This is a genomic window from Chondromyces apiculatus DSM 436 (assembly GCF_000601485.1).
In the GTDB taxonomy this organism is placed as follows: domain Bacteria; phylum Myxococcota_A; class Polyangia; order Polyangiales; family Polyangiaceae; genus Chondromyces; species Chondromyces apiculatus.
Window position 1 is genome coordinate 140873 of the sequence record NZ_ASRX01000011.1, and the last position, 25443, is coordinate 166315.

Genomic DNA, 25443 nt, shown 5'->3' on the forward strand with positions numbered 1-25443 from the left:
CGCCGTGACTTGGCCTGCGGAGAGGCCAAGGCGTGGACTACAGACATCTCGGTGGATCGGGCTTCAAGGTGCCGGTGTTGACCCTGGGGACGGGCACGTTCGGGGGGAGCGGCCAGTTCTTCAAGGCGTGGGGGGGCAGCGGGGTCGAGGAGGCGACGCGGCTCGTGGACGTGTGCCTCGATGCGGGGCTGACCATGTTCGACAGCGCGGACATCTACTCGGGTGGGCTCGCGGAGGAGGTGCTCGGCAAGGCCATCCAGGGGCGCCGGGACAAGGTGCTGATCTCCACGAAGGGGACGTTCCGCAACGGCGAGGGGCCGAATGACGTGGGGTCGTCGCGGTTCCACCTGACGCGCGCGGTGGAGGCGAGCCTGCGGCGGCTCGGTACGGACTACATCGACCTCTACCAGCTCCACGGCTTCGACGCGCACACGCCGGTGGAGGAGGCGCTCGGCACCCTGGACGACCTCGTGCGGGCGGGGAAGATTCGCTACATCGGGGCGTCGAACTTCTCGGGGTGGCACCTCATGAAGTCGCTGGCGGTGTCCGAGAAGTACGGCCTTTCGCGCTACGTGGCGCACCAGGCGTACTACGCGCTCGTGGGGCGCGACTACGAGTGGGAGCTGATGCCGCTCGGCATCGACCAGAAGGTGGGCGCGGTGGTGTGGAGCCCCCTCGGGTGGGCGCGGCTCACCGGGAAGTTTCGGCGGGGGCAGCCGGTGCCGAAGGACTCGCGGATGAACGAGAAGACGAACCAGGTGACGGCGCCGCCGATCCCGGACGAGTACCTCTACACGGTGGTGGATGCGCTCGACGTGGTCGCGGCGGAGACGGGCAAGACGGTGCCGCAGATCGCTCTCAACTGGCTGCTCCAGCGGCCCACGGTGTCGTCGGTGATCATCGGGGCGCGCAACGAGGAGCAGCTCCGCCAGAACCTCGGCGCGGTCGGCTGGAACCTGACAGCGGAGCAGGTGGCGAAGCTCGACGCGGCGAGCAACGTGACCATGGCGTACCCCTACTGGCACCAGCGCGGGTTCGCGGAGCGGAACCCGTTCCCGGCTGGCTGAGCCGGGGAGGGGTGTGCGCTGGGTGCGCGCTCCGGGATCGTCCCCGGGGCGCGCAGCAGCTTTGTCCGTCAGCGCCTCAAGACAGGCGCTTGTAGGCGCGGAAGCCGAGGACGCCGATGGCGAGCGCGGCGACCAGGAACACCACAAACAGGAGCTGTGCGATGTCGGCGAAGCCCTCGGAGAGGCCGCCGAAGCCCATGGCGGCGGCGAAGATGGCGGCGATCGCGAACAGCAGTGCCCACTTCAAGATGCCCATCGGAAACCTCCTCTGCTGGGTTGCCGGGCGTTGCCCGGTGTTGCGGGGGGATATTGCAGGGGGTGTGCCGGCGAGGAGGCGGGGCGAGGCTGCTCGATCTGCCCGGATCACGGATGGTATGAGAGGTGAGGGGACGGAGGTCTGAGCGCGTCGTGCGCATGGATGGCGGATGGCGCGGATGGCGCGGATGGCGCGGATGGCGCGTGCAGCAGGGCTGGCGGGGTCACGGCGGGGGATTCAAGAAAAGGTCATCGCGATGGACGGTCCCGGACAGTCGGTGGTGGAGGTGCTGCGGAGCGAGTTCTCGGACATGCCCGATGCCGGGCAGCTCACGCGCATCTGCGTGCGGCTGACGATGGCGGTGGCGCTGGCGGGGGTGGTGGGGTTCGAGCGCGAGGCGCACCGGAGCCCGGCGGGGCTGCGGACGCACATGCTGGTGGCGCTGGGGGCCGCGCTGTTCGTGCTGACGCCCCAGATGGCGGGGATGGAGTCGGAGGACATCGGGCGGGTGATGCAGGGGGTGATCGCGGGGATCGGGTTCCTGGGGGCGGGGGCGATCCTCAAGATGGATGACAAGGGGAAGGTGCTCGGGTTGACCACGGCGGCGAGCATCTGGGCGACGGCGGCGATCGGGATCACGGCGGGGATGGGGCGGGAGCTGACGGCGATCGTGAGCACGGTGCTGACGGTGTTCGTGCTGTCGGGGGTGCGCCAGATCGAGAAGCGCTACCTGGGCAAGAAGAAGGGCCGGGAGCACGACGGGCACGACGGTGAGGACCCGCCGCGCGAGGCGTGAGCAGGGGGGCGAGTCGCCTCGTGAAGGCTCAGTGAGCGGCGGCGGCGCGCTGGGGGCGGGCGTTCCAGACGCGGGTGGCGAGGAGGAGGCCGAGGATGGCGAGGGGGAGCATGCCGAGGGGCCACTGGGACCAGTTCCGGGGGTCCTTGGCGGCGTCGCCGGAGGGGAGGATGCGGCCGTAGAGGAAGGCCTGGGCGCCGGTGCCGAGGTAGACGAAGCCGTCGATGATGCCGGTGGCGACGCCGGCGTTCTTCCTGCCGCCGAAGTCCATGCTGGCCGTGCCGGAGAGCATGCCGTGGACGCCGATGACGCAGAGGGACATGAAGACGACGGTCCAGCCGACGAGGGGGGGTGCCGAGGGTGAAGGTGACGATGAAGGCGCCGACGACCATGCCGGCGTAGAGGACGGTGGCGACGGGGCCGCGGCGGGAGTCGAAGACGTGGTCGGAGATGAAGCCCGCGAAGACGCCGCCGAGGATGCCGGCGACGCAGAGGAGGACGCCCCAGTTGGTGGCGACGAAGGCGAGCTTCTCGCCGGTCTTGTCGGCGAAGACGAGGTACCACTTCATGATCGCGTTGCGCAGGAAGCCGCTGCAGAACTCGATGGCGACGATGATCCAGATGACGGGCTGGGAGAACATGCGCCGCGCGACCGTGACGACGCCGAGGGGAGGGCCGTCGTCGCCGGAGGAGGCGTCGGCGGTGTCGAAGTCCTTGAAGCCGGCCTGGCCCGGGGTGTCGCGGATGAGGAAGTAGTCGATGACGAAGAAGCCGACGAGGATCGCGGCGGGGATGTGGAAGGCCCACTGGATGGGGAGGGCCTTGCCGATGAAGCGGGTCCAGTCGTAGGCGAAGTAGAGGCCGAGGGAGATGAGGATGCCGAAGACGCCGCCGAGGACGCCGCGCTCGCGGACGTGGAACCAGGGGGCGTTGACCTTGACGATGGAGACGGCGCCGAAGCTCTGGAAGTACATGTTGGCGGCGTTGAGGAAGGTCATCGCGCCGATGAAGGACTCGTGCTCCATGCCGCCCGCGCCGCCGACGCGCATGGTGACGCCCATGAGGACGTTCATGAGGGCCGAGCCGGCCGCGGCGATGAGGATGGTGGCGCGGCCTCCCCAGCGGTCGGTGAGGGGGCCGTTGATGAGGAAGGCGACGCCGTAGGCGACCGAGCCAATGCCGTCGATGCTGCCGAACTCCTCCTTGCTGAGGAGGTTGAGGTTCTGCAGGACGGGGACGTTGGCCGAGAGGTTGTACCTCGCCATGTACAGGAAGGCGTAGGTGAGGCCGAGGGGGAGCCAGTTCCAGCGGCGGCGGCGCTGGAAGGCCTCGGAGTGGCCGAGGTCGACCTTGGGGAGGCGCTGGACGACGACGGCGATCGCGGCCAGCAGGATGAGGATGGGCAGGAGTTGCTTCAGCCAGGGCGGCATGCGGGTGCGCGACCTTAACGAGGGCGCGGGTCCGCTGCCAGCGTCGCGTGGCGGAGCGGTGCGTCAGTGGATGACGGCGTCGGGGCCCTCGTGCAGCTCGACGCGGCCGGAGTCGGGCTCGCGGCGGAGGGCGATGACGTCGGCGAGGTCGCAGCCATAGACGACGGCGGGGGAGGCGGTGGTGAGGACCCACTGCACGCGCGGGAGGGCGTGGCGGAGGCGGTTCGCGAGGCTGCGCTGGCGGTGGAGGGGCTGGTGGGCGTCGATGTCGTCGATGAGGGCGACGCCCTCGGCGTCGCGGGGCGAGACGGTGGGGTGCGCGGCGGCGAGGGCGCGGAGGGTGAGGGCGCCGATGGCGATCAGGGTGCGGTCGCTGCGGCCGAGGTCTTCGAACTCGACGCGGCGGCCACCGGCGATGGTGAAGATGGGTTCGAGGCGGGCAGGGTCGAGGCCGAGGTAGGTGACGCCGGAGCCGTCGAGGAGGACGGTGAGGACCTCGCGCAAGGCGGTGTCGACCAGCTCGTAGCGGCTGCCGGAGGCGAGGGCGGCGGCGATGGCGGTGTAGGCGAGGACCTGCTTGGTCTCGCGGGTGAGGTCGGTGCGCGTCGCGTCGTCGAAGCTCGCGGTGGCGCGGACGTCGTAGCGGAGGATGGTGCGCTCGGGGGTGGAGAGGACCACGCCGGAGCGGGAGAACCAGCGGGCGCCGGAGAAGGAGACGAGGACGTAGCCGCCTTCCTGGGCGCGGCGCTCGAAGTGGGCCTGCTCGCGGCGGCGGAGGAGGGCGGCGTCCTCGGCTTCGTCGAGGCGGGCGTTGGGGCTGGTGATGCGCAGGGGATGGAGGCGGGCCGGGTCGTCGAGGCCGAGGAACCAGTCGGTGACCACGTAGGAGAGCTGGCCCTCGTCGGCGCGGGGCTTGAGCTGGGCGGTGGCGTGGCCAGGTCGGGTGGAGGCGACGGCGCCGAGGACCGAGGTCTTGCCGACGCCCTCGCCGCCGAAGAGGACCACGAGGCGTCGTGGCGCGCCGGAGTCGTCCTCCAGCGAGAGGGTGAGGTCTTCGAAGGGGCCGACGTGGACCAAGCGAACGCGGGATAGAAGCACTCGCGGGGGAGCCTATCACCGAGCGGAGGGCGGTGGGATGGGGGAGCGGCATCGTGGTACCGTCGCGGCCGTCAGGGGCACAGGAGGGTCCCCCGCATGTCGAAGAAGTATCGCTGCACGGTGTGTGAGTTCATCTATGACCCGGCGATCGGGGACGCAGACTCGGGGATCGCGCCGGGGACCCGGTTCGAGGACATTCCGGAGGACTGGTATTGCCCGGCGTGCGGGGCGACGAAGCAAGACTTCGAGGCGATCGACGACTGAGCGGGGGGGCGAGAGAGCTTTCTTGACTGTTCGGTCTGGATTGCTAGAGTGCCTGCATGGCCCGCACGAAAGAGTTCGACCGGGAGCAGGCGCTCGACCGGGCCATGCACGTGTTCTGGACCAAGGGGTACGAGGCGACCTCGCTCGGTGACCTGCTCGGGGCGATGGGGATCGCGCGGCAGAGCCTCTACGACACCTTCGGCGACAAGCACGCGCTGTTCCTGGAGGCGCTGAAGCGGTACTCGGAGCAGGGCGTCGGGGCGGTGCACTCCTGCCTGGACACGGCGCCCTCCGTGCGGCGGGCGATCCGCGACATGTTCGAGGCGATCGTCGATCAGAGCGAGGGAGACAAGCGGCGGGGGTGCCTGGGCGTGAGCGCCTCGGTGGAGCTCGCGCCGCACGACCCGGAGGTCGCGAGGTTCCTCGTGGCGCGGCAGCGCGGCCTCGAGGAGACGTTCTACCGCGCGCTGGAGCGGGCGCGGACGCAAGGCGAGATCGCGGCCTCGAAAGACACGCGGGCGCTCGCGCGCTTCCTGACGTCGGCGCTCATCGGGCTCAGGGTGTCTGCCACGGTAGATCCCAGCTCGCAGGCGCTGCGCGACATGGTGCGCATCACGCTGCAAGCGCTCGACTGAGAGGCTCGGGCCTCTCTCCACCGGAGAGGGGCCGTTTGGTTGCTCTAAATTGGACCAAATGGTCCGGAAAGAGGTGCGTCATGGCGAAGAGGCTGGAAGGCAAGGTTGCGGTCATCACGGGCGGGACGAGCGGGATCGGCCTCGCGACGGCGAAGCTGTTCCACGAGGAAGGGGCGCGGGTGCTGGTGACGGGGTCGAACCCGCGCACGCTGGAGGCGGCGCGCACGGAGCTCGAGGGGATCGCGGAGGTGGTGCAGTCGGACGCAGGGGACAGGGCGCAGATCGAGGCGCTGTTCGATCGGGTGCAGAAGGATCTGGGGGGGCTGGACGTGCTGTTTCTGAACGCGGGCATCCTCGTCCACGGGACGCTGGCCACGCTCGACGAGGCGCAGTTCGACGAGGCGTTCAGGGTGAACGTGAAGGGGGCGTGGCTCGCGCTGAAGGCCGCGACGCCGCTGCTCAGGGCGGGGGGCGCGGTGGTGCTCAACTCGTCGATCACCAACGCGATGGGCACACCCGGCTCCGGCGCCTACGGGGCGTCGAAGGCAGCGCTCCGGTCGCTGGGGCGCACGGCGGCGAGCGAGCTTGCCGACCAGGGGGTGCGGGTGAACGTCATCAGCCCGGGGCCGACAGACACGGGGATCATCGAGAAGTCGGGGGGGGCGGCGGACGTGATCGCGGGGACGAAGCAGCGGCTCAGGGAGAGGAGCCCGCAGAAGCGGCTGGGGGCGTCGGAGGAGATCGCGCGGGCGGTGCTGTTCCTGGCGTCGGACGATGCCTCGTACATGACGGGCGAGGAGATCGTGGTCGACGGGGGGATGACGCGGGTGTGATGCGGGAGAAGGTCAGGCCGGCGGGGCGAGGGGACGCGAGTCCCCTCGTGGAGACTCAGGCGAGGACGGCCATCTTGAGGTAGCGGCCCTCGGGCCACGCGGGGAGCGTGGGGTGGTCGGGGGGCTGGCCGTGGAGGGCGCAGAGGCGGAGGTCGTCGCGGGCGAGGGCGGCGTGGTCGAGGGTGGTCGCGAAGTCCTCGGCGGTGATGTGGCTGGAGCAGGAGGCGGCGCAGAAGACGCCGCCGCCTTCGAGGACGCGGGCGATGGCGCCGTGGAGCTTGCGGTAGGCGGCGAGGGCGCGGGGCTTGGCGCGCTCGCTGGGGGCGAAGCTCGGGGGGTCGGAGACGATGAGGTCCCAGCGGTCGCCGCGGGCGTGGGCCTTGTCGAGGAAGTCGAAGGCGTCGGCGGTGACGAACTCGTGGGCGGCAGGGTCGAGGCCGTTCTCGCGGAAGCTGCGCTGGGCGGTGGCGTGGGCGGCGGCGGCGGAGTCGACGGAGGTGACGCGGCCGGCACCACCGAGGGCCGCGGCGAGGGAGAAGCCGCCCGCGTAGCTGAAGAGGTTGAGGGCGCGGGCGCGGCCGCGGGCGAGGGCGCGGACACGGGCCCGGTTGTCGCGCTGGTCGAGGAAGGCGCCGGTCTTCTGGCCGCGGGCGAGGTCGACCTCCATGGCCATGCCGGACTCGCGGACGACGATGCGGTCGGGGAGGGGCGGGCCGTGGAGGTGGGTGAGCTTCTTGCCGGCCTCGGAGGAGGCGGCGGCGGCGCTGGAGGTGGTCGAGGTGCCCGAGGTGCGCGAGGCGTCGTCGCTGAGGGCGCGCAGGCCGAGGGTGCGGACGCCGCGGCGGCCGAGGACGCTGGCGATGCGGGGGACGAGGCGGTCGAGCCAGGGGACGAGGAGGCCGCCATCGAGGCGGAGGACGGCGACGTGGGCGTAGCGGTCGATGACCAGGCTGGGGACGTGGTCGCCTTCGCCGTTGCAGAGGCGGTAGGCGGTGGTGGTGTCGTCCGGGAACCAGGTGTCGCGCAGGGTGATGGCGCGCTCGATGCGGGCGGCGATGGCGGCGGCGTTGAGGGCGCGGCCGGGGGTGCGATCGAAGATGCGCACGGCGATGGGGGAGTCGGCGTCCCACAGGCCGCGGGCGATGAAGGTCTTGCCCTCGCCAAGGTCGACGACGTCGCCTGTGTTGCGGGTGTCGCCCGTGTTGCGGGTGTCGGGGGTGTCCTGCCGCGCGCGCTGGGAGGCTTGCGGGCCGCGGCCCTCGCGGGAGGCGATGCCTTCGCGGAACACCCACGGGTGGCCGCGGCGCACGGCGGCGGCGGCGGGCGGGGTGAGTTGGATCAGCATGGGGCCCGCGTAGCACGGTAAGCTGAGGGCGTGGCGCGTGGCTTCCCCCGTTCTTGCTCGCTGGGTTCGGTTGTCCTGACGGTGATGGGCGCCGCGGTGAGCGCGCTCGTGCTCGCCGGGGCGGCCGGCTGTGACGATGGCAGCTACCTCGCGCCGGGCGAGACGACGACGAGCACGACGTCGTCGACGGGCGGCGCCGGGGGCGCTGGCGGGGAGGGGGGCGCCGGTGGGGCAGGGGAGGGAGGCGGGGTGGTGGAGCCGCCGGGGCCGCCTGCGCTGACGGTGGTGAACGGGGTGAACGACCGGGAGGCGATCCGGTTGTGCTTCGTGCCGTACCCGGGGGATGGGGTGGGGGTGCTGCCGTGGCCGAGCGGGGCGGCGGGGCTCGCGTTCGGCAAGGGGGTGGTGATCGGCGCGGACGAGGGGGTGGTGACGCCCGGGGTCGATGTGCAGGTGCACGTGGTGGCGGGGGATCTCGGGGCGACGGTGGGGCGAGACTGCGCGGAGATCCTGGCGCTCGCCGGGGAGGATCAGGCGGTGGTGCAGGTGGCGGCGCTGCCGGTGGTGCCGGGGGCGGTGTTCGAGGCGGAGCGGAGCCTGGTACTGGTGCCCGCAGGGTGTCTCGGGGGGGCAGGGCAGACCGATCCGGCGGAGGTGCTGGCCTGCGGGTCGGCGTACACGGAGGACAACCCGACGGTGAGCCTGGTGGCGGCGCCGATGTCGCGGCTGACGAGGCCGGACAGGGTCTCGTTCCAGGTGGTGCACGCGAGCGTGGCCATGCCGAAGGTGGACGTGCGGCTCGCCAGCGGTCCCGCGGACCTGTCGGGCTTTCTCCTCGCGCCGGGGCTGACCTTCGGGGCGGCGGAGCCTTTTCCGCCGACGACCACCCTGACGGTGACGGACCTGGACACGACGGCGCAGATCAGGACCCACACGCCGGGGCAGACCTCGAACGCCACCTCGTCGGTGCCGCTGAGCGAGGTGCGGGACCGGAGCGGGCTCGGTCCAGAGGTGCTCGACAACGGGGGCGCGGCAGTGCTGGTGGCGGTGGGCGCCGCGCCCGGATTGCCGGACGGGCCTTTCTGGCACGCGCTGAATTACGTGTTGATTCGTGCAGATCCGTGAGGTCGTGAAGCGCTGGGAGAGGGGGAAAGGGGAGGGGAGACGGGGGGCCGTGACCATATGTGTATGGCCCGGTGTTAGAGGCTGTTATGGCGTGAAAGAGCGTGAAATTGCGTAGCGCGTTTTCGCGAACTACGAGTTGGGAGTGTTCACGCGGCGGCGCGGCCGGCAGCGCCGAGGCGGGGTTCACGCAACCATCCTCGCGCCCACGAGGCGCATCACGAGAGGTGTGTCCCAATGATCAGCCCTTCTTCCACGCCCACCCCTTCCAGCTCCTTCCGCTCCATCCAGGGCGACGGGCAGACACCCAGCAAGCGGGTGTACGCCCGGCAGATCCCGGTCGACGCGAACAAGATCACCGAGGTCTGGCTCGACGTCGGGGTGTCGGTGTTCATCAAGGTGGTCATCACCAACAACCTGGCGGTGGGTAGTTACGCGAGCAACACCGAGTACTGGTACGCGTCGTCGCTGGTGTCGCTCGGCGACGTGACGAGCCTGGACATGGGCTCCGAGTCCGGCAGCTTCGGGAGCATGCAGATCGCGTCGTTCGTCGGTAGCCTCGACCTGGCGTTCTCCTGGACGCAGGCCATCGGGACCGGCGGGTGGACGTCGGGGACCTACACGCCGACGGAGGTCCAGGCCCGGCTCTACAAGGCGACGGACCCGGACGACGACAACAAGCAGATCGGCCTGCTCATCGAGCAGGACGAGGACGACAACCTGCGCGCGATCACCTGGTACAAGCAGAGCAACACCGGCACGATCTTCGACGTGACGCCGGAGCGCCTCTCCTTCTCGCTGGTGACGAACGCGGAGGAGGGGCCCAGCGTCGACCCCAACGACATCGAGGAAGGCGACTGGTACTACGCGCACGGCGGGGCCTGATCAGGCGCCCACGAGCGATCGCGCGAGCCTGAAGCCGATGCCGCCGTAGCGGTCCCCTGGAGGGGTCGCGAAGCGCCCTGCGAGGCGGCATAGCGGGGGGGGGCTCATCCAGGCCCCTCCCCGCACCGCGCGCAGGTCGGTGTCGCCCAGCGCGGCGACGTCCGGCAGCACCACCCCACCCTCCACCACCGGTCCTTCGTGGCGCCAGACGTTGGCGCACCAGTCGCGCACGTTGCCGGTCACGCCGCGCACGCCGTAGGGGCTGGCGTCGATGGGGTACTCGTCCACCGGGGCGCGGCCCGCGACGCCCTCATGGCTGCCGATGATGCAGGCCCAGGTGGGCTCCATGTGGTCGCCCCAGGGCATGCACCTGCCATCCACGCCGCGCGCGGCTTTCTCCCACTCCAGCTCGCCGAGGAGGCGCCACGGTTTGCCGGTGCGCTCGGCCATCCAGCGCGCGTAGCGGGTGGCGCTGCGCCAGTCGACGAACGCCACGGGCCAGCGCCGCTCGGCGGGGGAGGCGTGGGCGGGGAGGTGGAAGCGGCCGTCGGCGTCGCGCTCGTAGGCGAGGGCGTCCTCGCCATGGCTGACGCGGCCCATGGGGGCGCGGGGGCAGGCGGCGAGGGCTTCAGACTCGGCGCCGCGGGCGAGGAGGTCGTTCAGGAAGTCGAGGTACTGGGCGTTGGTGACGGGGTGCCGCTGCACGATCAGGGCGTCGACCCAGAGGCGGCGCCGGGGGAGGCTCTCGCCCGCTTCGGGGTCGCCGCCGGAGACGAACCAGCCGGCGGGCACGTAGACGCTGTCGGCCTCGATGTCCCCGGTGCGGGGCAGGTGGACGGGGTGCGGGGCGGTGTCGCCAGGGCGGGTGCCGTCCCAGTGCTCGCCGCGGCCGATGAGCACGGGGTAGCGCACCTCCTCGCGGCCGGGGGCGCGGATGCACAGGAGGTAGCTGCCGCGCGGGAGGGAGGCCGCTCGGAGGGGGGTGCGCCCGAGCGCGTGCGCGGGCTCCGGGGTGAGGATGCGGTCGCGCTCGACGTAGCGGTGGGCGGTGACCTCGGCGCCCGCAGCGTCGGTGAGCAGGGTGAGGGCGCCGTCGCCGGCGAGCACGGAGGCGTGGCGGCCGCGGTCGTGGAGGCGCAGGAGGGCCTCGTAGCCGGCGGCGGCGCGCGCGTCGCGGGCCTCCTCGGCGGCGAGGAGGCGGAGGTGGTAGTGGTCGGCCAGGACCTCGTGGGCCTCGGGGAGGTCGGGGGCCTCGTTGAGCGCGGCGCGGAGGGTCTGGAGCCAGGCCAGCTCCGCGACGGAGGCCTCACTTTCGAGGCGCTCGGCTTCGTCCTCGGCGCGCCAGCCCGTGGCCTTGGCGGAGGAGGGATCGTAGGGGCGGAGCTGTCCGAGCAGGGTCCTGGCCTCGGCACGCAGGGTCTCTGCGCGGGCGCGGAGCGCGGCGATGCGCGGCGTCTCGGCCTGGGCCTCGGCGACGATGGTGAGGGCGCGCTCGCGGCGGTGGGCGCCGTCGAGCCAGCTCCGGATCTCGGCGGCGAGGGCGCCAGCGGTGGGGAAGCGGTCATGGGGCTCCCGGGAGAGGGCGCGGGCGCAGACGGCGGAGAGCTCGAGCGAGGGCGGGGCGGAGGTGACCTCTTCGAGGGGCGGGGGCGGGCCCGAGAGGAGCGCTGCCCAGATGGCGGCGGAGCTGCCGGTGAAGGGGGGGCGGCCGGCGAGCAGCTCGTAGAGCACGGCCCCGAGGGCGTAGACATCCGTGGCCGCGCAGATGCGCCGCAGCTCGCCGCGCGCTTGCTCGGGGGGCATGTACGCGAGGGTGCCCATGATCTCGCCAGGGAGGGTGAGCTGGGCGTAGTCGTCGCCGGCGTCGTCCTGGCACATGGGCGCGAGCATGGTGAGCTGGCCGTCGCGGGGCTGGCCGTCGCGGGAGGTGATGGCCGCAGGTTGCTCCGCGGAGGGCGGCGCGGGGTGGTCGGAGTGGCCGTCTCCGACGCGCTTGGCGAGGCCCCAGTCCAGCACGAGGACCTCGCCGAACTCGCCGATCATGATGTTGTCGGGCTTGAGGTCGCGGTGCACGATGCCCACGCTGTGCGCGTACGCGACCGCCTCGCAGGCGCGCAGGAACAGGTCGACGACCCGGCGGAGCGCAGGGGCGGAGGGGCCGTTTGGCTGGGGAGGCGGGGCGCTCTCCGAAGGGGCTCGCGGGGCTCGTGGGGCCCGCGGGTCGAGGGGGGACGCGCGCGCGGTGATCTGGAGGGCGGCGTTCGAAGGGCCGTGCAGGTCCTCAAGGACCTGGCGCAGGGTGCGGCCACGGACCTCCTTCATGGTGAACCAGACGCGACCATCCGGGAGCTCGCCGCAGTCGTGCACGGGGATGACGCCGGGGTGCTGGAGCGCGGCGGTCATGCGCGCTTCGTTCAGGAACCTGGCGCGGTCGCGCGGGGAGTCGAGCATCTCCCAGGGGAGGATCTTCATCGCCAGGGTGCGCTGCATGATGTGGTCATGCACGCGGCGCACGTCGCCCATGCCGCCGCGGGCGATGCGTCCGAGATCCTCGTAGCGATCGCTGAGCGGGACGCCGCGAGGACGCGCTGCGCTAGTCACGCTGTCGGCGGCCCGCGGTTCGGGCGTTCGCGGCGCTGCACGCGCTGCAGACGTTCCAGGTAGCGGCGGGCGGTCGGGGGCTCTCGGCGGATCGGGGCGTCGATCCCGGTCTGCCGGTAATGTTGGCGTGTCCGCCGTTCCCCGAGCTGTCGAGCTCATGACCCACTCTCGCCTGCCCCGGAAGGGCGCCCATTGTCACCCTCTGGCAGGGATCCTACCCTGGAAGTGTGGGCGTCCTGAAGCGTGAAGCGACCCAGGAAAGCCGGACGCTTTCCGCCCGGGTGGTCGTCGGACGGGCTCCTGGTTGTCTGCTGAGGCTGGAGGATCCGCGCGTGTCTGCCGAGCACGCAGCGGTCTTCTGGAGCGGGGAACGGTGGGAGCTGCGCGACCTCGGCAGCAGCAACGGGACGTTCGTGGAGGGCCGGCGCGCGGCGCATGGTGAGCGGATCCTCCTCAAGGAGGGCGTCCGGATGTCCTTCGGGAGCGACGCGGATCGCTGGGTGCTGGTGGACGCGCTGCCGCCGGTGGCGAGCGCGAGACGGGTGGGGCGGGTGGGTGGCGAGGCGGTGCAGGTGGCCGAGAAAGGCCTGCTGGCGCTGCCGGGCGCGGACGATCCGGAGATCTCCATCTTCGAGGCCGAGAAGGGGCGCTGGCTGGTGGAGGCGGGTGGTCCTGCGCGGCCCGCGGTCGACGGCGAGACGCTCACCTGCTCGGGGAGCACCTGGATCCTCAGCGTGCCGCCACCTTTTCCGGGCGGCGTCGTGCCCACCACGCACCGTGATCTCGGCTCACCGCGCCTCATCGGGCTGCTGACGCTGCTCTTTCACGTGAGCCGGGACGGCGAGTACGTGAAGCTCGCGCTGGTGCACGGGGCGGAGACCATCGACATGAGCGCGCGCGTGCATCACGAGTTCTTGCTGACGCTCGCGCGGGCGCGGCTCTCGGCGAAGGAGGACGCCAGCACGCCCGAGGCCGAGAAGGGGTGGCTCTACGTGGACGATGTGGCGGCCATGCTGGGGGTGGAGCCCGACCGGGTCAACATGGCCATCTACCGCTCCCGTCAGCAGTTCGCGGAGTCCGGGGTGCTCAACGCTGGCGCGCTTTTCGAGCGGCGCCCGACCACCCGGCAGATCCGCCTCGCGACGGACCGGGTGGAGATCCGACCGCTATGAGGCATGCGGCAGGGGCCCGCGCCCCCGCCGTGTCCAGACGGCCCGTGCTCAGGCCTGGGTGCCGCGCTTCTCCTTGGAGATGCCGAGCTTCGCCTTGGCCTTGTTCTTCAGGTCCTTGGCCAGGTCCTTCACCTGCTTGGCCTCCTCGCGGGTCACCGTCCCATCGGCGCCGGCCTTCTTGGCGGCCTCGCGGATCGCGGCGGCGCCAGCGTCCAGCTCCTTGCGCACCTGAGCGCGGGTCGCCTCGGGGACGTTGCGCTTCTCCATCATGTGGTTCAGGCGGTCGCGCGATTTCGTGAGGCGCTTCTCGACCATCTCCTGGAACTTCTGGGCCGTGACGGGGAACTGGATCTCCTCGCGCTTCCTGTCCCCCTTGTGCTTGCCGTGCTCTCCGCCCTTCTCACCGGCCGGAGCGCTCTTGCCTTCGGCCATCGCGACGGCCGGCGCTGCGGCCACGGCGAAGGTCAGGGCGACGGCGAGAGAACGGACGACAGCGCGGATGCTCGACATGATGACGCTCCTTGCAGCGGTCTTCGCTGCGTGTTCGGGTGAGGGTAAAGCAGGGAGCGTGCCACGCCTCCGGCCCCCAGGAAGCCCGTGATCTGCGGGGAAATGGGCCGCGGACCGGCTGCCGCACCCCCCACCTGCGGAGCCGCGGGTGCGGCAGGCGCTCCGCACCTCGGCGGTCTCAGCGTCTCAGCGTCTCAGCGGTCGAGGCGCCGCCGGAGCTGGTCCTCGTAGAGCGAGGCGGGTTCGAGCAGCGCTCCCTGATCCAGCCCCTCGGACCAGTCGACGGGCTCCGTCCCCTGGCCCATGGGCAAGGGCGATTCGAGCACCGTGCTCAGACCCTGGGTCCCGATGAGGTAACCCACCCCGAACTGGAGCGAGCGCACCACCCCTTCGCCGCGCAGCCCCCAGAGCACGTTCTGGGTGCCGGTGTGCCCGGCGCCGGTGCTCTCCTCGTTGCGGTTCACGATGGAGAAGCCGTCGTCGAAGAGCGAGGCATCCACGAGGTTCGCCATGGCCAGGGAGTGATGGAACTCGGACATGCCGGTGAGGTCGAGCGACTCGTCCTTGTCGAGCATCGCCGCGCCGCCGCGGCTCTCCACCCGCAGGAGCACGCAGCCGGTGGTTCCGAACCCCCAGTTCTGGATGAAGTTGTGGCGCCCGGCCTCGCCCTGGCTGTCGCGGATCAGGATCTCGCCGCCGCGCTGCACCTCGAAGAGGTAGCCGTTGCCGCCGACGCCGCGGTTCTGCGCGAAGCCGAGGTGGGTGTCGGCCACGGTGACCTGCTTCGCGTCGGCGAGGAGCACGCCGCCGGACATCAGGTGCGCTCCGGCTCCGGGGCCGCTCTCGGGGGCGGCGGGAGAGGGGAACGAGGCGACGTCGCGGATCCAGCAGTCGGCCACGTTGCGCAGGGCGATGGCGTGGGTGCGCGCTGCGGTCCACGCCGCGTCCCAGCCGACGGCGGTGGACACGCCGAGCGACTCCACGCCGCACGCGCGCACGAGGCCCCTGACGCGCCGCAGGCTCGCGAGGTCCCGCACCTTGGCCGGATACCGCAGGGGCACGTCCAGGACCACGCGGTGCGGTGAGGCCGAGCGATCCACGTCGATGACCGTGCGCCGGAAGAAGGGCTGCCAGGTGTCGTTGAAGGCTTCCCACGTGCCAGCCATCCCGTGTTCGTCGATGAACGCCGGGGAGATGACCCAGCCCAGCTCGAGATCGTCGCCCTTCGCGAGGTCCCCTGCGTCGTCCACCTCCACCACGTCCTCGCGGGGGGCGCCGTCGCGCCGGAGGGGCACGTCGAGATCGCTCGTGGGGGCTCCGGCGAAGGTGAGGTGGGCCGTGTCGCTCATCCCCTCGCTGCGCGTGAAGTACAGGCGCGAGACCTCGGGGCCCTCGCCGCGCAGGACCACGCCCGAGGCGATCACCGAGAGCACGCCTTCCACGCGGTAGAGCCCCGCGGGGAAATGGACGACACCGCCGCCCTGCGCGGAGGCGTCGTCGATGGCCTGCTGCACGGCGGCCGTCACGTCGGTGGCACCCGCGGGGTCGGCGCCGTACGTGCCCACCACGTCGAACACCGCCGCATCCGCGGGGGCGCCCGGCGCGACGGTGCCTTGCCGGTAGCCTGCGTAGGAGAAGTCGTGGAGGAAGTGGCCCTCGGCATCCGTGGCCGAGGGCGTCCAGTCCTCGGCGTAGAGCGCGCTGCGCCAGGGCAGCTCCGGAGTCTTCCCGGGTTCCTCGTCGGTTTTGACGATCGAGTCCGGCGTGTCCTCGGAGGCACAGCCGGTCATCGCGAGCGTGAGCAGCAGCCCAGCCAGGAGCGTACGCATGGGAAGGCTGCCAGCGTACACCAGGTGGTGCTTCAGGCCGTGGTTTCGGCGTGGTCCTTCACGAGGCCGCGGGGGCATCGTGAGCAACGCCAGAAAGGCTGGAGGTGAGGACGGGATTCGAACCCGCGTATAACGGTTTTGCAAACCGTTGCCTAACCACTTGGCTACCTCACCGAGCGGAAATCGAGCGCGTTTCTGCCCCATCTCGCTTCCCTTGTCAACGCCCCCTTGGTCGAGAATCCTCGCGGCCGGCGACGTCGCCTGCGGAGGCTGCGTGGAGGCTGCGGAAGGACGCCAGCCCCCCGATCCTTCGCGCACCGACGCCTGACTTCCGCGGCGCTCCCCGGCATGCTCGCCCCGTGCAGCCCCACGCCTCCGAGGCCGCGTCCCCCGGGCCCCCGGTCCCCCCGCCGCGCCGCCGCCTCGCCGACCGGGCCCTCGACGCCGTCGAGCGGATCGGCAACGCCCTGCCCGACCCCCTCACCCTCTTCCTCCTCCTCGCCGCGCTCGTCGTGGTGGCGTCGGCCCTCGCTGCCCGGGCCGGTGTCGTCGTCACCCACCCCAGCACCGGCGCGGCCATCGGCGCGGTCGACCTCACCAGCCCCGACGGCCTCCGCCGCATGCTCACCGAGGCCGTCAAGAACTTCACCGCCTTCCCCCCGCTCGGCACCGTCCTCGTCACGGTCATCGGCGTTGGCGTCGCCGAGCGCAGCGGCCTCTTCGACGCCGCCCTTCGTCAGCTCGTCACCGTCGTCCCTCCCTGGGCGCTCACCGCCACCCTCCTCTTCGCGGGCGTCAACAGCAGCGCCGCCGCCGACGCGGGCATCGTGGTCCTGCCTCCCCTCGGCGCCATGCTCTTCGCGGGCCTCGGCCGGCATCCCCTCGCGGGCCTCACCGCAGCCTTCGCGGGCGTCTGCGGAGGCTTCGGCGCCAACGTGCTCATCACATCGCTCGACCCGCTGCTCGCCGGCCTCACCGAATCGGCAGCCCAGCTCGTCGACCCCCATTACCGCGTCGAGGCCACCGCCAGCTATTACTTCATGAACGCGTCCACCTTCCTGCTCACCGCCGTGGGGACCTTCGTCAATGCCCGCTGGGTCGAGCCGCGCTTCGGAGCCTTCACGCCGCCGCCCGCGCCCGACACGGCCTCGCCGCCAGCGCCGCCCGCGCCCTCCACCGACCCCCCGGCCCTCGCCCGCCTCGCTCCCCGCGAGCGTCGCGGCCTCCTCGTCGCTGGCGCTGTGCTCCTCGCCTACCTCGCCATCCTCGCCGCCCTGGTGATTCCCGCGCATGGCTTCCTTCGCGACCCGCAGGGTGGCTTCAAGCCCTTCTTCGACAGCATCGTCCTGCTCATCACCCTCGCCTTCTTCCTCCCTGGCCTCGCCCACGGCGTGACCACCGGGACCATCCGCTCGGACCGCGACGTCGCCAGCATGATCGCGGCCACCCTGGGCACCATGGGCGGGTACGTGGCCCTCGCCTTCGTCGCGGCGCAGTTCGTCGCCTACTTCTCCTGGTCGAACCTCGGCCTCATCCTCGCCGTGAAGGGAGCCGGCGCGCTGTCCCGCCTGGGGCTCACCGACATCCCCCTCCTCGTGGGCTTCGTGCTCCTCAGCGCCATCCTCAACCTGTTTCTCGCCAGCGCCTCGGCGAAGTGGGCGGTCATGGCGGCGGTCTTCGTCCCCATGCTCATGCTGCTCGGCTATTCCCCCGAGACGGCCCAGGCTGCATACCGCGTGGGCGACGCCTTCACCAATGCGGTCACGCCCCTCATGCCGTACTTCCCGCTCATCCTCGCCTACGCCCAGCGCTACGACCCGCGCTGCCGCCTCGGCACCATTCTCTCGGCCACCGTCCCCTACAGCATTGCCTTCGGCATTGCCTGGACGGCCATGATGGTGGTCTGGATCGTCCTCGACCTCCCCTGGGGCCCGGGAGCGCCGATCCATTACACGCCGGCGCGTCCTCCCCCCGCCCTCCTCGCCCCCGGACCGTGAGCCGCCTGCCCCCGGGCACGCTCACCACGGCACGGTCAGCGTGCGCCTCGGACCCCGCACGGAGGTCGCGCGCCGCGCAGCCGCGTCACCTTCGCTCCTGCGTGGCGCCCCCCGCGCGCGGCCGGATATGGCACCCTGCGGTTCATGACCGCGTCCCTCTCCTACGCCCACGGCACGAGCGCGACCCCCCTGCTCGGCGAGACCATCGGCGACAACCTGCGCCGCACGGTGGAGGCCCATGGCGACCGCGAGGCGCTCGTGGTCCGCTCCCAGGGCTACCGCGCCACCTGGCGTGAGCTGTGGCAGGCCACGACCGACGTCGCCCGGGGCCTCATCGCCTCCGGGGTCAAGCGCGGCGACCGCGTCGGCGTCTGGTCTCCCAACCGCCACGAGTGGGTCGTCCTCCAGTACGCGGCGGCGCGCGCGGGCGCGATCCTGGTCAACATCAACCCCGCCTACAGGACCACCGAGCTCGATTACGCCCTCCGCAAGTGCGGCGTCGGCGTGCTCTTCCTCGCGCGCGGCTTTCGCCAGGCGAACTACGTCGCCATGCTCGCCGAGGTCCGCCCGAACCTGCCCGACCTCCGCCTCGCCCTCACCTTCGAGGACGACTGGGCGGCGCTGCTCGACGCCGGTCGGGGCGTCGACGAGGCCGTCCTCGCCGAGCGGGAGCGCTCCCTCCAGTTCGACGATCCGGTGAACATCCAGTACACCTCGGGCACCACCGGCTTCCCCAAGGGCGCCACCCTCTCGCACCACAACATCCTCAACAACGGCTACTTCACCGGCGAGGCCCTGGGCTACGGCCCCGACGACCGGGTGTGCATCCCCGTCCCCTTCTACCATTGCTTCGGCATGGTCCTCGGCAACCTGGCCTGCACCACCCACGGCGCCACCATGGTGATCCCGGGCGAGGCGTTCGACCCCATCGCCGTGCTCGAGACCGTGCAGGCCGAGCGCTGCACCTCGCTCTACGGCGTGCCCACCATGTTCATCGCCGAGCTGGACCACCCCCGCTTCGCCGAGTTCGACGTCAGCTCGCTCCGCACCGGCATCATGGCGGGCTCCCCGTGTCCCGTGGAGATCATGCGCCGCGTGATCAGCCAGATGCACATGCGCGAGGTCACCATCGTCTACGGCATGACCGAGACCTCGCCCGGCTCCACCCAGAGCGCGCGCACCGACTCCATCGAGCGTCGCGTCTCCACGGTGGGCCGCGTCGAGCCCCACGTCGAGGTCAAGGTCGTCGACCCTGCCACGGGCGCCGTCGTCCCCAGGGGCACCTCGGGAGAGCTGTGCACCCGGGGCTACAGCGTGATGCTCGGCTACTGGGACGACGAGGCGGCGACGAAGGCCGCCATCGACGCTGCCGGCTGGATGCACACCGGCGACCTCGCCACCATGGACGCCGAGAGCTACGTGAACATCGTCGGACGCATCAAGGACACCATCATCCGCGGCGGCGAGAACATCTCACCCCGCGAGGTCGAGGAGTTCCTCCACACCCACCCCGCCGTCAGCGAAGCCCAGGTCATCGGCGTCCCCAGCGAGAAGTACGGCGAGGAAGTCATGGCCTGGATCCGCGTCCGCGCCGGCGCCACCGTCACGCCCGAGGAGCTGACCTCCTTCTGCGCGGGGAAGATCGCGACCTACAAGATCCCCCGCCACTGGAAGCTCGTCGACGAGTTCCCGATGACGGTCACCGGCAAGGTGCAGAAGTACCGGATGCGCGAGCTGTCCACCGCCGAGCTGGGCCTCGGCAAGGCCGCGCAGATCAAGATGGCCTGAGAGCCTGGCCCGGCGGGGGTTCGCGCTGTCCCACCCCACCCCGCCGGCACCTGTCCCCAGGCTCGGCCCCGGCTCAGCCCACCGCGCGCCGGCGCCGCCACAGGCCGAGCAGCGCCACGGCTGCGACGCCGAGCCAGCCAGCGCCTGCACCCGCCCCGGTGCCCACCGCGGTGCATCCGCAGCCCTCGTCGTCGTCCGAGGTCCCACCGCCGTCGCCAGCACCTGTCGCGTTGCCGCCCTCGCCGCCTCCGCCAGCACCCTCTCCGCCCGCGCCGTTTCCACCTGCGCCGCTGCCCCCGCCGCCCTCGCCGCCAGGATCCGGCGTGACGCACACCCCATCCTCGCAGGCGCCGCTCACGCACTCATCGCCAATGGCGCAGGCTTCCCCGTTGGGCGCCACCCCGAGCGCGAGGAAGTCTGCCGTCCCGATGGCCGCGCCGCCGTTGAACGAGGCCTCCTCGCCGCCCGTGATCAGCACCCCGTGGCCGGCGCCGGCCAGGTACGTCGCCGTGTGGTACACCCGCGGCGACGACATGGGCGGGAGTGACGTCCAGGTGTCCGTCGCGGGATCGTAGACCTCCGCGCTTGCCTGAGGCGCGGCGCCGGCCCCGCTCCCATCGGATCCCTCGCCGCCCGCGATCAGCACGCGCCCGCTCGGGAGCACCGTCGACACCGCCGCCTGGAACGAGACATGCGGCGCCGCGGCCAGCGTCCAGGTGTCCGTCGCGGGATCGTAGATCTCCGCCTCCTCCTCCGTGATGGAGCCGTCCGCATTCGGGCCCACCCCGCCGACGACGAGCACCCGACCATCCGGCAGGCGCGCTGCGTTGTGCCGCTCGCGCGCGCCGTGCATCGCGGCCACAGGGGTCAGGGTGCCCGCGGCGGGGTCGTAGATCTCCGCATCCGTCTGGGGAGCCTGGTTGTCACCCTCCCAGCGCCTCCCGCCCGCGATGAGCACCCGCCCATCGTTCAAGGACGTCGCGGTGTGGCCGGCCCTCGTCGCGGCAGGCAGGGTGCTCACGAGGGTGAGGGTCTCCAGGTCCAGCCGGATGGCGGTGGTGCTCATGTCAAAGTCGGCGGAGCCACCGGCGATGAGTACGTCGCCATCCGGCAGCGTGGTGGCCGTCCCATTGCCCCTGAACTCGGCCATCAGCGCGGGCACGGGCGTCCAGGTGTCTGTCGCGGGATCGTAGATCTCGCTCTCCCCGTAGGCCCCCACGAGCAGCACCCGCCCGTCGGCGAGGACCGTGGAGGGCTCGTCCCAGTGCACCGCGGCCGAGGGCGCGAGCGAGGTCCAGGCCTGCGTGGACGGCGTGAAGCGCGTGGCCTGCGTCCCGATGTCGCTGCCGTTCGCATCGAGGCCCCCGAAGAACAGCGCCTCCCCGTCGGGCAGCGCCGCCGCCATGTGGTGGGCGTGCAGCGTGGGGAGCTGCAGGGTCTCCCACGCGGCCAGCGCCGGTGCGGCCAGCGCGGACGCTGCGAGCGACCACGTGAACGACAGAACCAGCGCGCGCGGATGGATGTTACGCATCGTGCCTCTCCTCGGGTGATCCAGGATCCTCGATGAACCCAGCGCCTCGGCTTCACCCCGCCGGCATGCGGGGCGATCGCCGTGGCGAAGGCGTGACGGGACGCGTTAGGACCATCACAAAAAAGGAGAATCCTGAAAAGAAAATCACGAAACGCGTATGCCGGTCTTCCGCCGAAAGGCCCCGGACCGGATCACCGCGTGGCCATCCACGTCGCCACCATCGGCGCCGTGTCGGGCCCTCCGGCCGCCTCTCGCACCCTGCGCGCGACGTCTCGCCCTGCCGGGAGCAGCGCCTCCAGCGAGACCTGCGCTCCACGGTCGTAGAGCAGCTCGGCGGTGCCTGCATCGAAGGGACCGCGATCCACGCCTGTGGGTGAAGGCTTCAGCCGCAACGTCGCCGCCGCGTGCCCATCGGAGGCCTGCACCAGGTGGATCGCGATGTCCTCCGGCCCGCGCTCCAGCCGGGCAATCCGGAACCCTCCAGGCAGCGCATCGCCCACGGCGAGCGGCCCTACCCGGTTCAGTGCTTCCCCGCGCGCGTGCCCCGCTGTCCCTCCTTCCGCCGCGCGGAGCTGCCCCCCGAGCCCTCCCGCCATCCTCATCGCCCCCAGCCCGCCCAGCACCACCAGCGCAGCCCCAACCATGCCCAGCCGCACCCGCCGCTGCCGGGCCGGCTCCACACCCACGAGCGGCGGATCCCCGGCCTCCTCGCCCGCGCCGTTGCCCGCGCCGTTGCCCGCGCCATTGCCTGCGTCGTCGCCCGCGTCGTCGCCTGCGCCGTTACCCGCCCCTCGCCTGCGCCGCCCCCCGAGCCAGCCTACGAGCCGCGGCCAGGGATACGACCACGCCAGGAGCAGCACCATCGCCGACCCGTAATGGATGCCCGTCAGCAGCAGCACGTTGAGGTGAAAGCCGAGGAGCAGCGTCCCCCAGAGCACCCGCATCCGGGCGTTTACCAGCAGGAACACGCTCCCGAGCTGGATGAGCAACGCCGCCCCGGCCAGCGCCTGCGCCAGCAGGGGCTGCTCCACCACCACCCGCCCGTACGCCGCGAGCCAGCCCTCGCCCTCCGCGTGCAGCGTGGAGGTGACCACCAGCGCGCGCAGGGCCACCCCGTCCGTCCAGCCCCACCCGCCCGTGAGCAGCTTGCTCAGCGCCCCGTTCACGTACGTCGCCGCGAGCGCCGCGGCGGCGCCGGCTTCCGCGAAGATCTCCTCGGGCAGCACCCGCCTCACCGGCCGGCCCATCTCCGGACCGAGGCCCCGCGCGTACACGAGCCCCGCGAGCCAGCCGAGGAGCATCGCCCCGCTCAGGAAGAAGTTCCGCTTCGGCCCTTCTTCGAGCGCCGCCACCGTCTCCACGAGCCACCCCAGCGCCACCAGGGCCACCGCCCCCGCCAGCAGAGGACGGACCCCCCGCACGAAGGCCACCAGCGCGAGCACCGCGACCCCCGCGACCCCCAGCGCTGCGGCCGGCGCCCCCGCGAGCCAGCGCAGCAGCCGCGGCGCCTCCTCCGACAGCCCACCCGCCCGCGCCACGGTGCCGCCGAGCACCACCGCATCCATCATGCCCACCAGGCCGAGCACCACCCGCAGCGGCGCCCGCGAGCAGCCTTGATAGGGGCTTTCGCTCCTGCCCCGGTCCGGGCTCCCGCTCACGGCGACGCCAGCCTCGCGCGGCAGCGGTGGAGCGGACAATCCTCGATACCCGGTGGCCCCGCGACCTCCCCGAGCTTCCAGACGCGCCGCACGATCTCCACCGGCTCACCGACGCCTGGCGCGTGGTGGGCCTCCAGGTGGGCGGCCTCCAGGTGGGCCGCGTCCTCCGCATCCAGATAGCCGGTGTAGTCGAACGACCCTGGCTCCCCGCAGCGCGCAGGCGAGAGATCCAGCGCCCCGTCGCACGACCAGTCCACGAACGCCCGGACGGGGTGGACCCGCCCATCCGCCGTGCGCGCCACGATCCGCGACACCGCCGTGCCCCCGTGCTGCGCGTACATCGAGAACGTCGAGAAGGGATACAGATCCTCGACCACCCGGCTCGTCACCGCGTAGCCGAGCAGGACGCAGACCGAGAGCCAGACTGTCGGACGTGCGACGGGCACCGCCCCATCCTCTCACGGCGCCCGCTCACGTCACCAGCCGCGGTCCTGCCAGCATCCACTGCCCCTCCGCGTCCCGGCGCGCCTTCCCGTCCTGCTCCAGCTTGAGCAGGTGCGCCTCCAGGCTGAGCCGCGCCAGGGGCCACACCTCGCGTGGCGTGTCCGCGTAGACCTCGGCCACCAGCGCGTCCAGGCCTGCCGCCACCCCGCCCCGCCCCGCGAGCGCTGCCACCACCCGCGCCTCCCGGAGGAGCCGGTGCGCCACGTAGTGCTTGAACAGCGCCTCGGGGGCCTCGATCGGATCCCCGTGCGCGGGCAGCGCCACCCTCGCCCCGAGCCCCGCGAGCCGTTCGAGCTGCGCCAGGTACTCCTTCATGTCCCCCTCCCCGGGCGCGATGAGGATGGTCCCCACGCTGGCCACCATGTCTCCGGCCACCAGCGCCCCCCCGTCCTCGTCGAACAGGCACACGTGACCCGGCGCGTGCCCCGGCGTGTGCAGCACCTGCAGCCGCTGTGGCTCGGGCCCCGCCAGCGTCAGCGCCTCGCCGTCGACCAGGTACCGCGTCACCGGGATCTCCGGCAAGCGCGCCGCCGTCTCCGCGTGCGCCCACACCGGCAGCCCCAGCGCCTCCGCGAAGAACGCCGCCCCGCCCACGTGGTCCACGTGGTGGTGCGTCAGCGCGATCGCCACGAGCTTCCGCCCGGCGGACGCCATCCCGCGCGCCCAGGCGAGCCACTCCCGCTGCTCGTCCTCGTGGGGCGTCGCGGGCTCCACGAGGAGCACCTCGCGCTCGCCGAGCGCGTAGCTGTTGGTGTGGGTCGCGGGGGGCAGGGTGGGGGTGCGCGCGGGGAAGAGGTCCACCCCGCGCGCCACGGGGCGCGGCCGGTTCACCGCGCCCATCGTCTCAGCGCTCGACGACCAGCGCCAGCGCCTCGCCGCCGCCGATGCACAGCGTCGCCAGGCCCCGCTTCTTGTTCTGGTCCTTCATCGTGTAGAGCAGGGTCGTGAGCACCCGCGCCCCGCTCGCCCCGATGGGGTGACCGAGCGCCACGGCCCCGCCGCGCACGTTCACCTTCTGCGGGTCGAGGTTGCTCAGCTTGTTCACCGCCATCGCCACCACCGCGAACGCCTCGTTGATCTCGTAGAGGTCGATCTGGTCGGTGGTGATCCCGAGCTTCTTCGTGGTGTTGGCGATCGCCGCGGCCGGCGCCGTGGTGAACCACTCGGGCGCCTGCGCTGCCCCTGCGTAGCCCACGATCCGCCCGAGCGGCGTCAGGCCCCGCTCCTTCACCGCCTTCTCGCTCGCCAGGATCAGCGCGCTCGCGCCGTCGTTGATCGACGACGCATTCGCCGCCGTCACGGTGCCCTCCTTCTGGAACGCAGGCTTCAGCGACGCGAACTTCTCCGGCTTGCCGCCGGGGGGGCCCTCGTCGAGCGTCACCGTCACCGCGTCGCCCTTCTTCTGGGGCACGCTCACCGGCACGATCTCCGCGTCGAACAGCCCCTCCTTCTGCGCCGCGAGCGCCCGCCGGAAGCTCTCCTTCGCGTACTCGTCCTGCGCCTCCCGGCTGAACCCGTGCTCCTTCGCGCACTTGTCGCCGGCCACGCCCATGTGGAAGTTGCCGTAGGGGTCCCAGAGGCCGTCGTGGATCATCCCGTCCACGACCTGGTTGTTCCCCATCCGGTAGCCCGTGCGCGCCTGCGGCAGGTAGTACGGCACGTTCGACATCGACTCCATGCCGCCTGCCACCACCAGGTCGGCGTCGCCGAGCGCGATGGTCTTCGCCCCGAAGACGACCGCCTGCAGCCCCGAGCCGCACACCTTGTTCACGGTCGTCGCCGGCACCTTGTTGGGGATCCCCGCGTAGATCGCCGCCTGGCGCGCCGGCGCCTGCCCGATCCCTGCCGAGAGCACGTTCCCCATGAACACCTCCTCGATGGCGTCCGCGGGGATGCTGGCGCGCTGCAGCGCGGCCTCGATCGCCGCCGCACCGAGGCGGGGCGCCGTCAGCGAGGAGAGCGCCCCCTGGAACGCGCCGATGGGCGTACGGGTGGCAGCGACGATGTACACGGGGACGGGCAGGGTCATGGTGATGCTCCGACGAAGGTTGGACCGCCAGCGATCTGGCGTTCGGTCGTTGGAGGTAATCCCGCCGCGCGTCCGAGGCAAGCGGACGCGCCG

21 protein-coding genes, 1 tRNA gene and 1 pseudogene are annotated in these 25443 nt (G+C 71.9%); 10 read left to right on the plus strand and 13 right to left on the minus strand.

The window, feature by feature from the left end:
* Window positions 1-32 precede the first annotated feature (32 nt).
* Window positions 33-1067, plus strand: coding sequence for an aldo/keto reductase (locus CAP_RS08435; RefSeq protein ID WP_044238285.1), 1035 nt, complete (start codon window positions 33-35; stop codon window positions 1065-1067).
* A 76-nt stretch (window positions 1068-1143) separates the two neighbouring features.
* Here the strand turns inward: CAP_RS08435 and CAP_RS08440 are convergent, their stop codons facing one another.
* On the minus strand, window positions 1144-1323 hold the full coding sequence (locus tag CAP_RS08440) for a DUF1328 family protein (RefSeq protein ID WP_044238288.1): 180 nt from the start codon (window positions 1321-1323) through the stop codon (window positions 1144-1146).
* A gap of 256 nt (window positions 1324-1579) precedes the next feature.
* Between CAP_RS08440 and CAP_RS08445 the strand changes: the two genes are divergently transcribed.
* Window positions 1580-2119, plus strand: coding sequence for an MgtC/SapB family protein (locus CAP_RS08445; RefSeq protein ID WP_044238529.1), 540 nt, complete (start codon window positions 1580-1582; stop codon window positions 2117-2119).
* A gap of 28 nt (window positions 2120-2147) precedes the next feature.
* On the opposite strand, the pseudogene CAP_RS08450 reads toward CAP_RS08445, so the two are convergent.
* Together CAP_RS08450 and CAP_RS08455 are read right to left on the minus strand one after the other, a co-directional pair.
* Window positions 2148-3549: pseudogene (locus CAP_RS08450) on the minus strand (MFS transporter).
* 63 nt (window positions 3550-3612) lie between these two features.
* Window positions 3613-4626, minus strand: coding sequence for a hypothetical protein (locus CAP_RS08455; RefSeq protein WP_231511213.1), 1014 nt, complete (start codon window positions 4624-4626; stop codon window positions 3613-3615).
* Window positions 4627-4743: 117 nt separating this feature from the next.
* Between CAP_RS08455 and rd the strand changes: the two genes are divergently transcribed.
* The 3 genes from rd (at window position 4744) to CAP_RS08465 (ending at window position 6379) form a co-directional block, all read left to right on the plus strand.
* Window positions 4744-4911, plus strand: a complete 168-nt coding sequence (rd, locus tag CAP_RS47000; RefSeq protein WP_063748658.1) for a rubredoxin — start codon at window positions 4744-4746, stop codon at window positions 4909-4911.
* Window positions 4912-4967: 56 nt separating this feature from the next.
* Window positions 4968-5546, plus strand: a complete 579-nt coding sequence (locus tag CAP_RS08460) for a TetR/AcrR family transcriptional regulator (protein ID WP_044238295.1) — start codon at window positions 4968-4970, stop codon at window positions 5544-5546.
* An 80-nt stretch (window positions 5547-5626) separates the two neighbouring features.
* Complete coding sequence (locus CAP_RS08465) at window positions 5627-6379, plus strand: SDR family oxidoreductase (RefSeq protein WP_044238300.1); 753 nt, start codon at window positions 5627-5629, stop codon at window positions 6377-6379.
* Between the two features lie 55 nt (window positions 6380-6434).
* On the opposite strand, the gene CAP_RS08470 is transcribed toward CAP_RS08465, so the two are convergent.
* Window positions 6435-7724 (minus strand): class I SAM-dependent rRNA methyltransferase, encoded by a 1290-nt coding sequence (locus CAP_RS08470; RefSeq protein ID WP_044238303.1) that lies wholly within the window; start codon window positions 7722-7724, stop codon window positions 6435-6437.
* Window positions 7725-7820: 96 nt separating this feature from the next.
* Here CAP_RS08470 and CAP_RS08475 point away from each other — a divergent pair, with 96 nt between their 5' ends.
* Both CAP_RS08475 and CAP_RS44015 read left to right on the plus strand, forming a co-directional pair.
* Complete coding sequence (locus CAP_RS08475; RefSeq protein WP_156040605.1) at window positions 7821-8849, plus strand: hypothetical protein; 1029 nt, start codon at window positions 7821-7823, stop codon at window positions 8847-8849.
* Window positions 8850-9083: 234 nt separating this feature from the next.
* The gene (locus CAP_RS44015) at window positions 9084-9731 is read left to right on the plus strand and encodes a sugar phosphate isomerase family (protein WP_052374507.1); all 648 of its coding nucleotides are present in this window, start codon (window positions 9084-9086) and stop codon (window positions 9729-9731) included.
* Here CAP_RS44015 and CAP_RS08485 read toward each other — a convergent pair whose 3' ends face one another.
* Window positions 9732-12332, minus strand: a complete 2601-nt coding sequence (locus tag CAP_RS08485) for an SUMF1/EgtB/PvdO family nonheme iron enzyme (protein WP_231511217.1) — start codon at window positions 12330-12332, stop codon at window positions 9732-9734.
* Window positions 12333-12613: 281 nt separating this feature from the next.
* On the opposite strand from CAP_RS08485, the gene CAP_RS08490 reads away from it, so the two are divergent.
* Window positions 12614-13504, plus strand: a complete 891-nt coding sequence (locus CAP_RS08490; RefSeq protein WP_197041074.1) for an FHA domain-containing protein — start codon at window positions 12614-12616, stop codon at window positions 13502-13504.
* A 48-nt stretch (window positions 13505-13552) separates the two neighbouring features.
* Here CAP_RS08490 and CAP_RS08495 read toward each other — a convergent pair whose 3' ends face one another.
* The 3 genes from CAP_RS08495 to CAP_RS08505 all read right to left on the minus strand — a co-directional run bounded on the left by CAP_RS08495 (window position 13553) and on the right by CAP_RS08505 (window position 16017).
* A complete protein-coding gene (locus CAP_RS08495; RefSeq protein ID WP_044238310.1) occupies window positions 13553-14014 on the minus strand; it encodes a hypothetical protein in 462 nt (153 codons plus the stop codon).
* A gap of 194 nt (window positions 14015-14208) precedes the next feature.
* Window positions 14209-15843: a glycosyl hydrolase family 28-related protein gene (locus CAP_RS08500; RefSeq protein WP_044238312.1), complete on the minus strand. Its 1635-nt coding sequence runs from the start codon at window positions 15841-15843 to the stop codon at window positions 14209-14211.
* A gap of 99 nt (window positions 15844-15942) precedes the next feature.
* Window positions 15943-16017 (minus strand) — tRNA-Cys (locus tag CAP_RS08505).
* A 185-nt stretch (window positions 16018-16202) separates the two neighbouring features.
* Between CAP_RS08505 and CAP_RS08510 the strand changes: the two genes are divergently transcribed.
* Entirely contained in the window at window positions 16203-17840 is a 1638-nt protein-coding gene (locus CAP_RS08510) for an AbgT family transporter (RefSeq protein WP_044238314.1), read from the plus strand.
* 144 nt (window positions 17841-17984) lie between these two features.
* Entirely contained in the window at window positions 17985-19628 is a 1644-nt protein-coding gene (locus tag CAP_RS08515; protein WP_044238316.1) for an AMP-binding protein, read from the plus strand.
* A gap of 73 nt (window positions 19629-19701) precedes the next feature.
* Here CAP_RS08515 and CAP_RS44020 read toward each other — a convergent pair whose 3' ends face one another.
* From CAP_RS44020 to CAP_RS08540, 5 genes are all read right to left on the minus strand, one after another.
* The gene (locus CAP_RS44020) at window positions 19702-21159 is read right to left on the minus strand and encodes a Kelch repeat-containing protein (protein ID WP_052374511.1); all 1458 of its coding nucleotides are present in this window, start codon (window positions 21157-21159) and stop codon (window positions 19702-19704) included.
* A gap of 191 nt (window positions 21160-21350) precedes the next feature.
* Window positions 21351-22817, minus strand: a complete 1467-nt coding sequence (locus tag CAP_RS08525) for a hypothetical protein (protein ID WP_156040607.1) — start codon at window positions 22815-22817, stop codon at window positions 21351-21353.
* A complete protein-coding gene (locus CAP_RS08530) occupies window positions 22814-23263 on the minus strand; it encodes a hypothetical protein (protein WP_044238318.1) in 450 nt (149 codons plus the stop codon). Before CAP_RS08530 ends, CAP_RS08525 begins: the two co-directional genes overlap by 4 nt.
* Before the next feature lie 25 nt (window positions 23264-23288).
* A complete protein-coding gene (locus tag CAP_RS08535; RefSeq protein WP_044238537.1) occupies window positions 23289-24152 on the minus strand; it encodes an MBL fold metallo-hydrolase in 864 nt (287 codons plus the stop codon).
* 13 nt (window positions 24153-24165) lie between these two features.
* Complete coding sequence (locus CAP_RS08540; protein WP_044238319.1) at window positions 24166-25350, minus strand: thiolase family protein; 1185 nt, start codon at window positions 25348-25350, stop codon at window positions 24166-24168.
* Window positions 25351-25443: the final 93 nt, after the last annotated feature.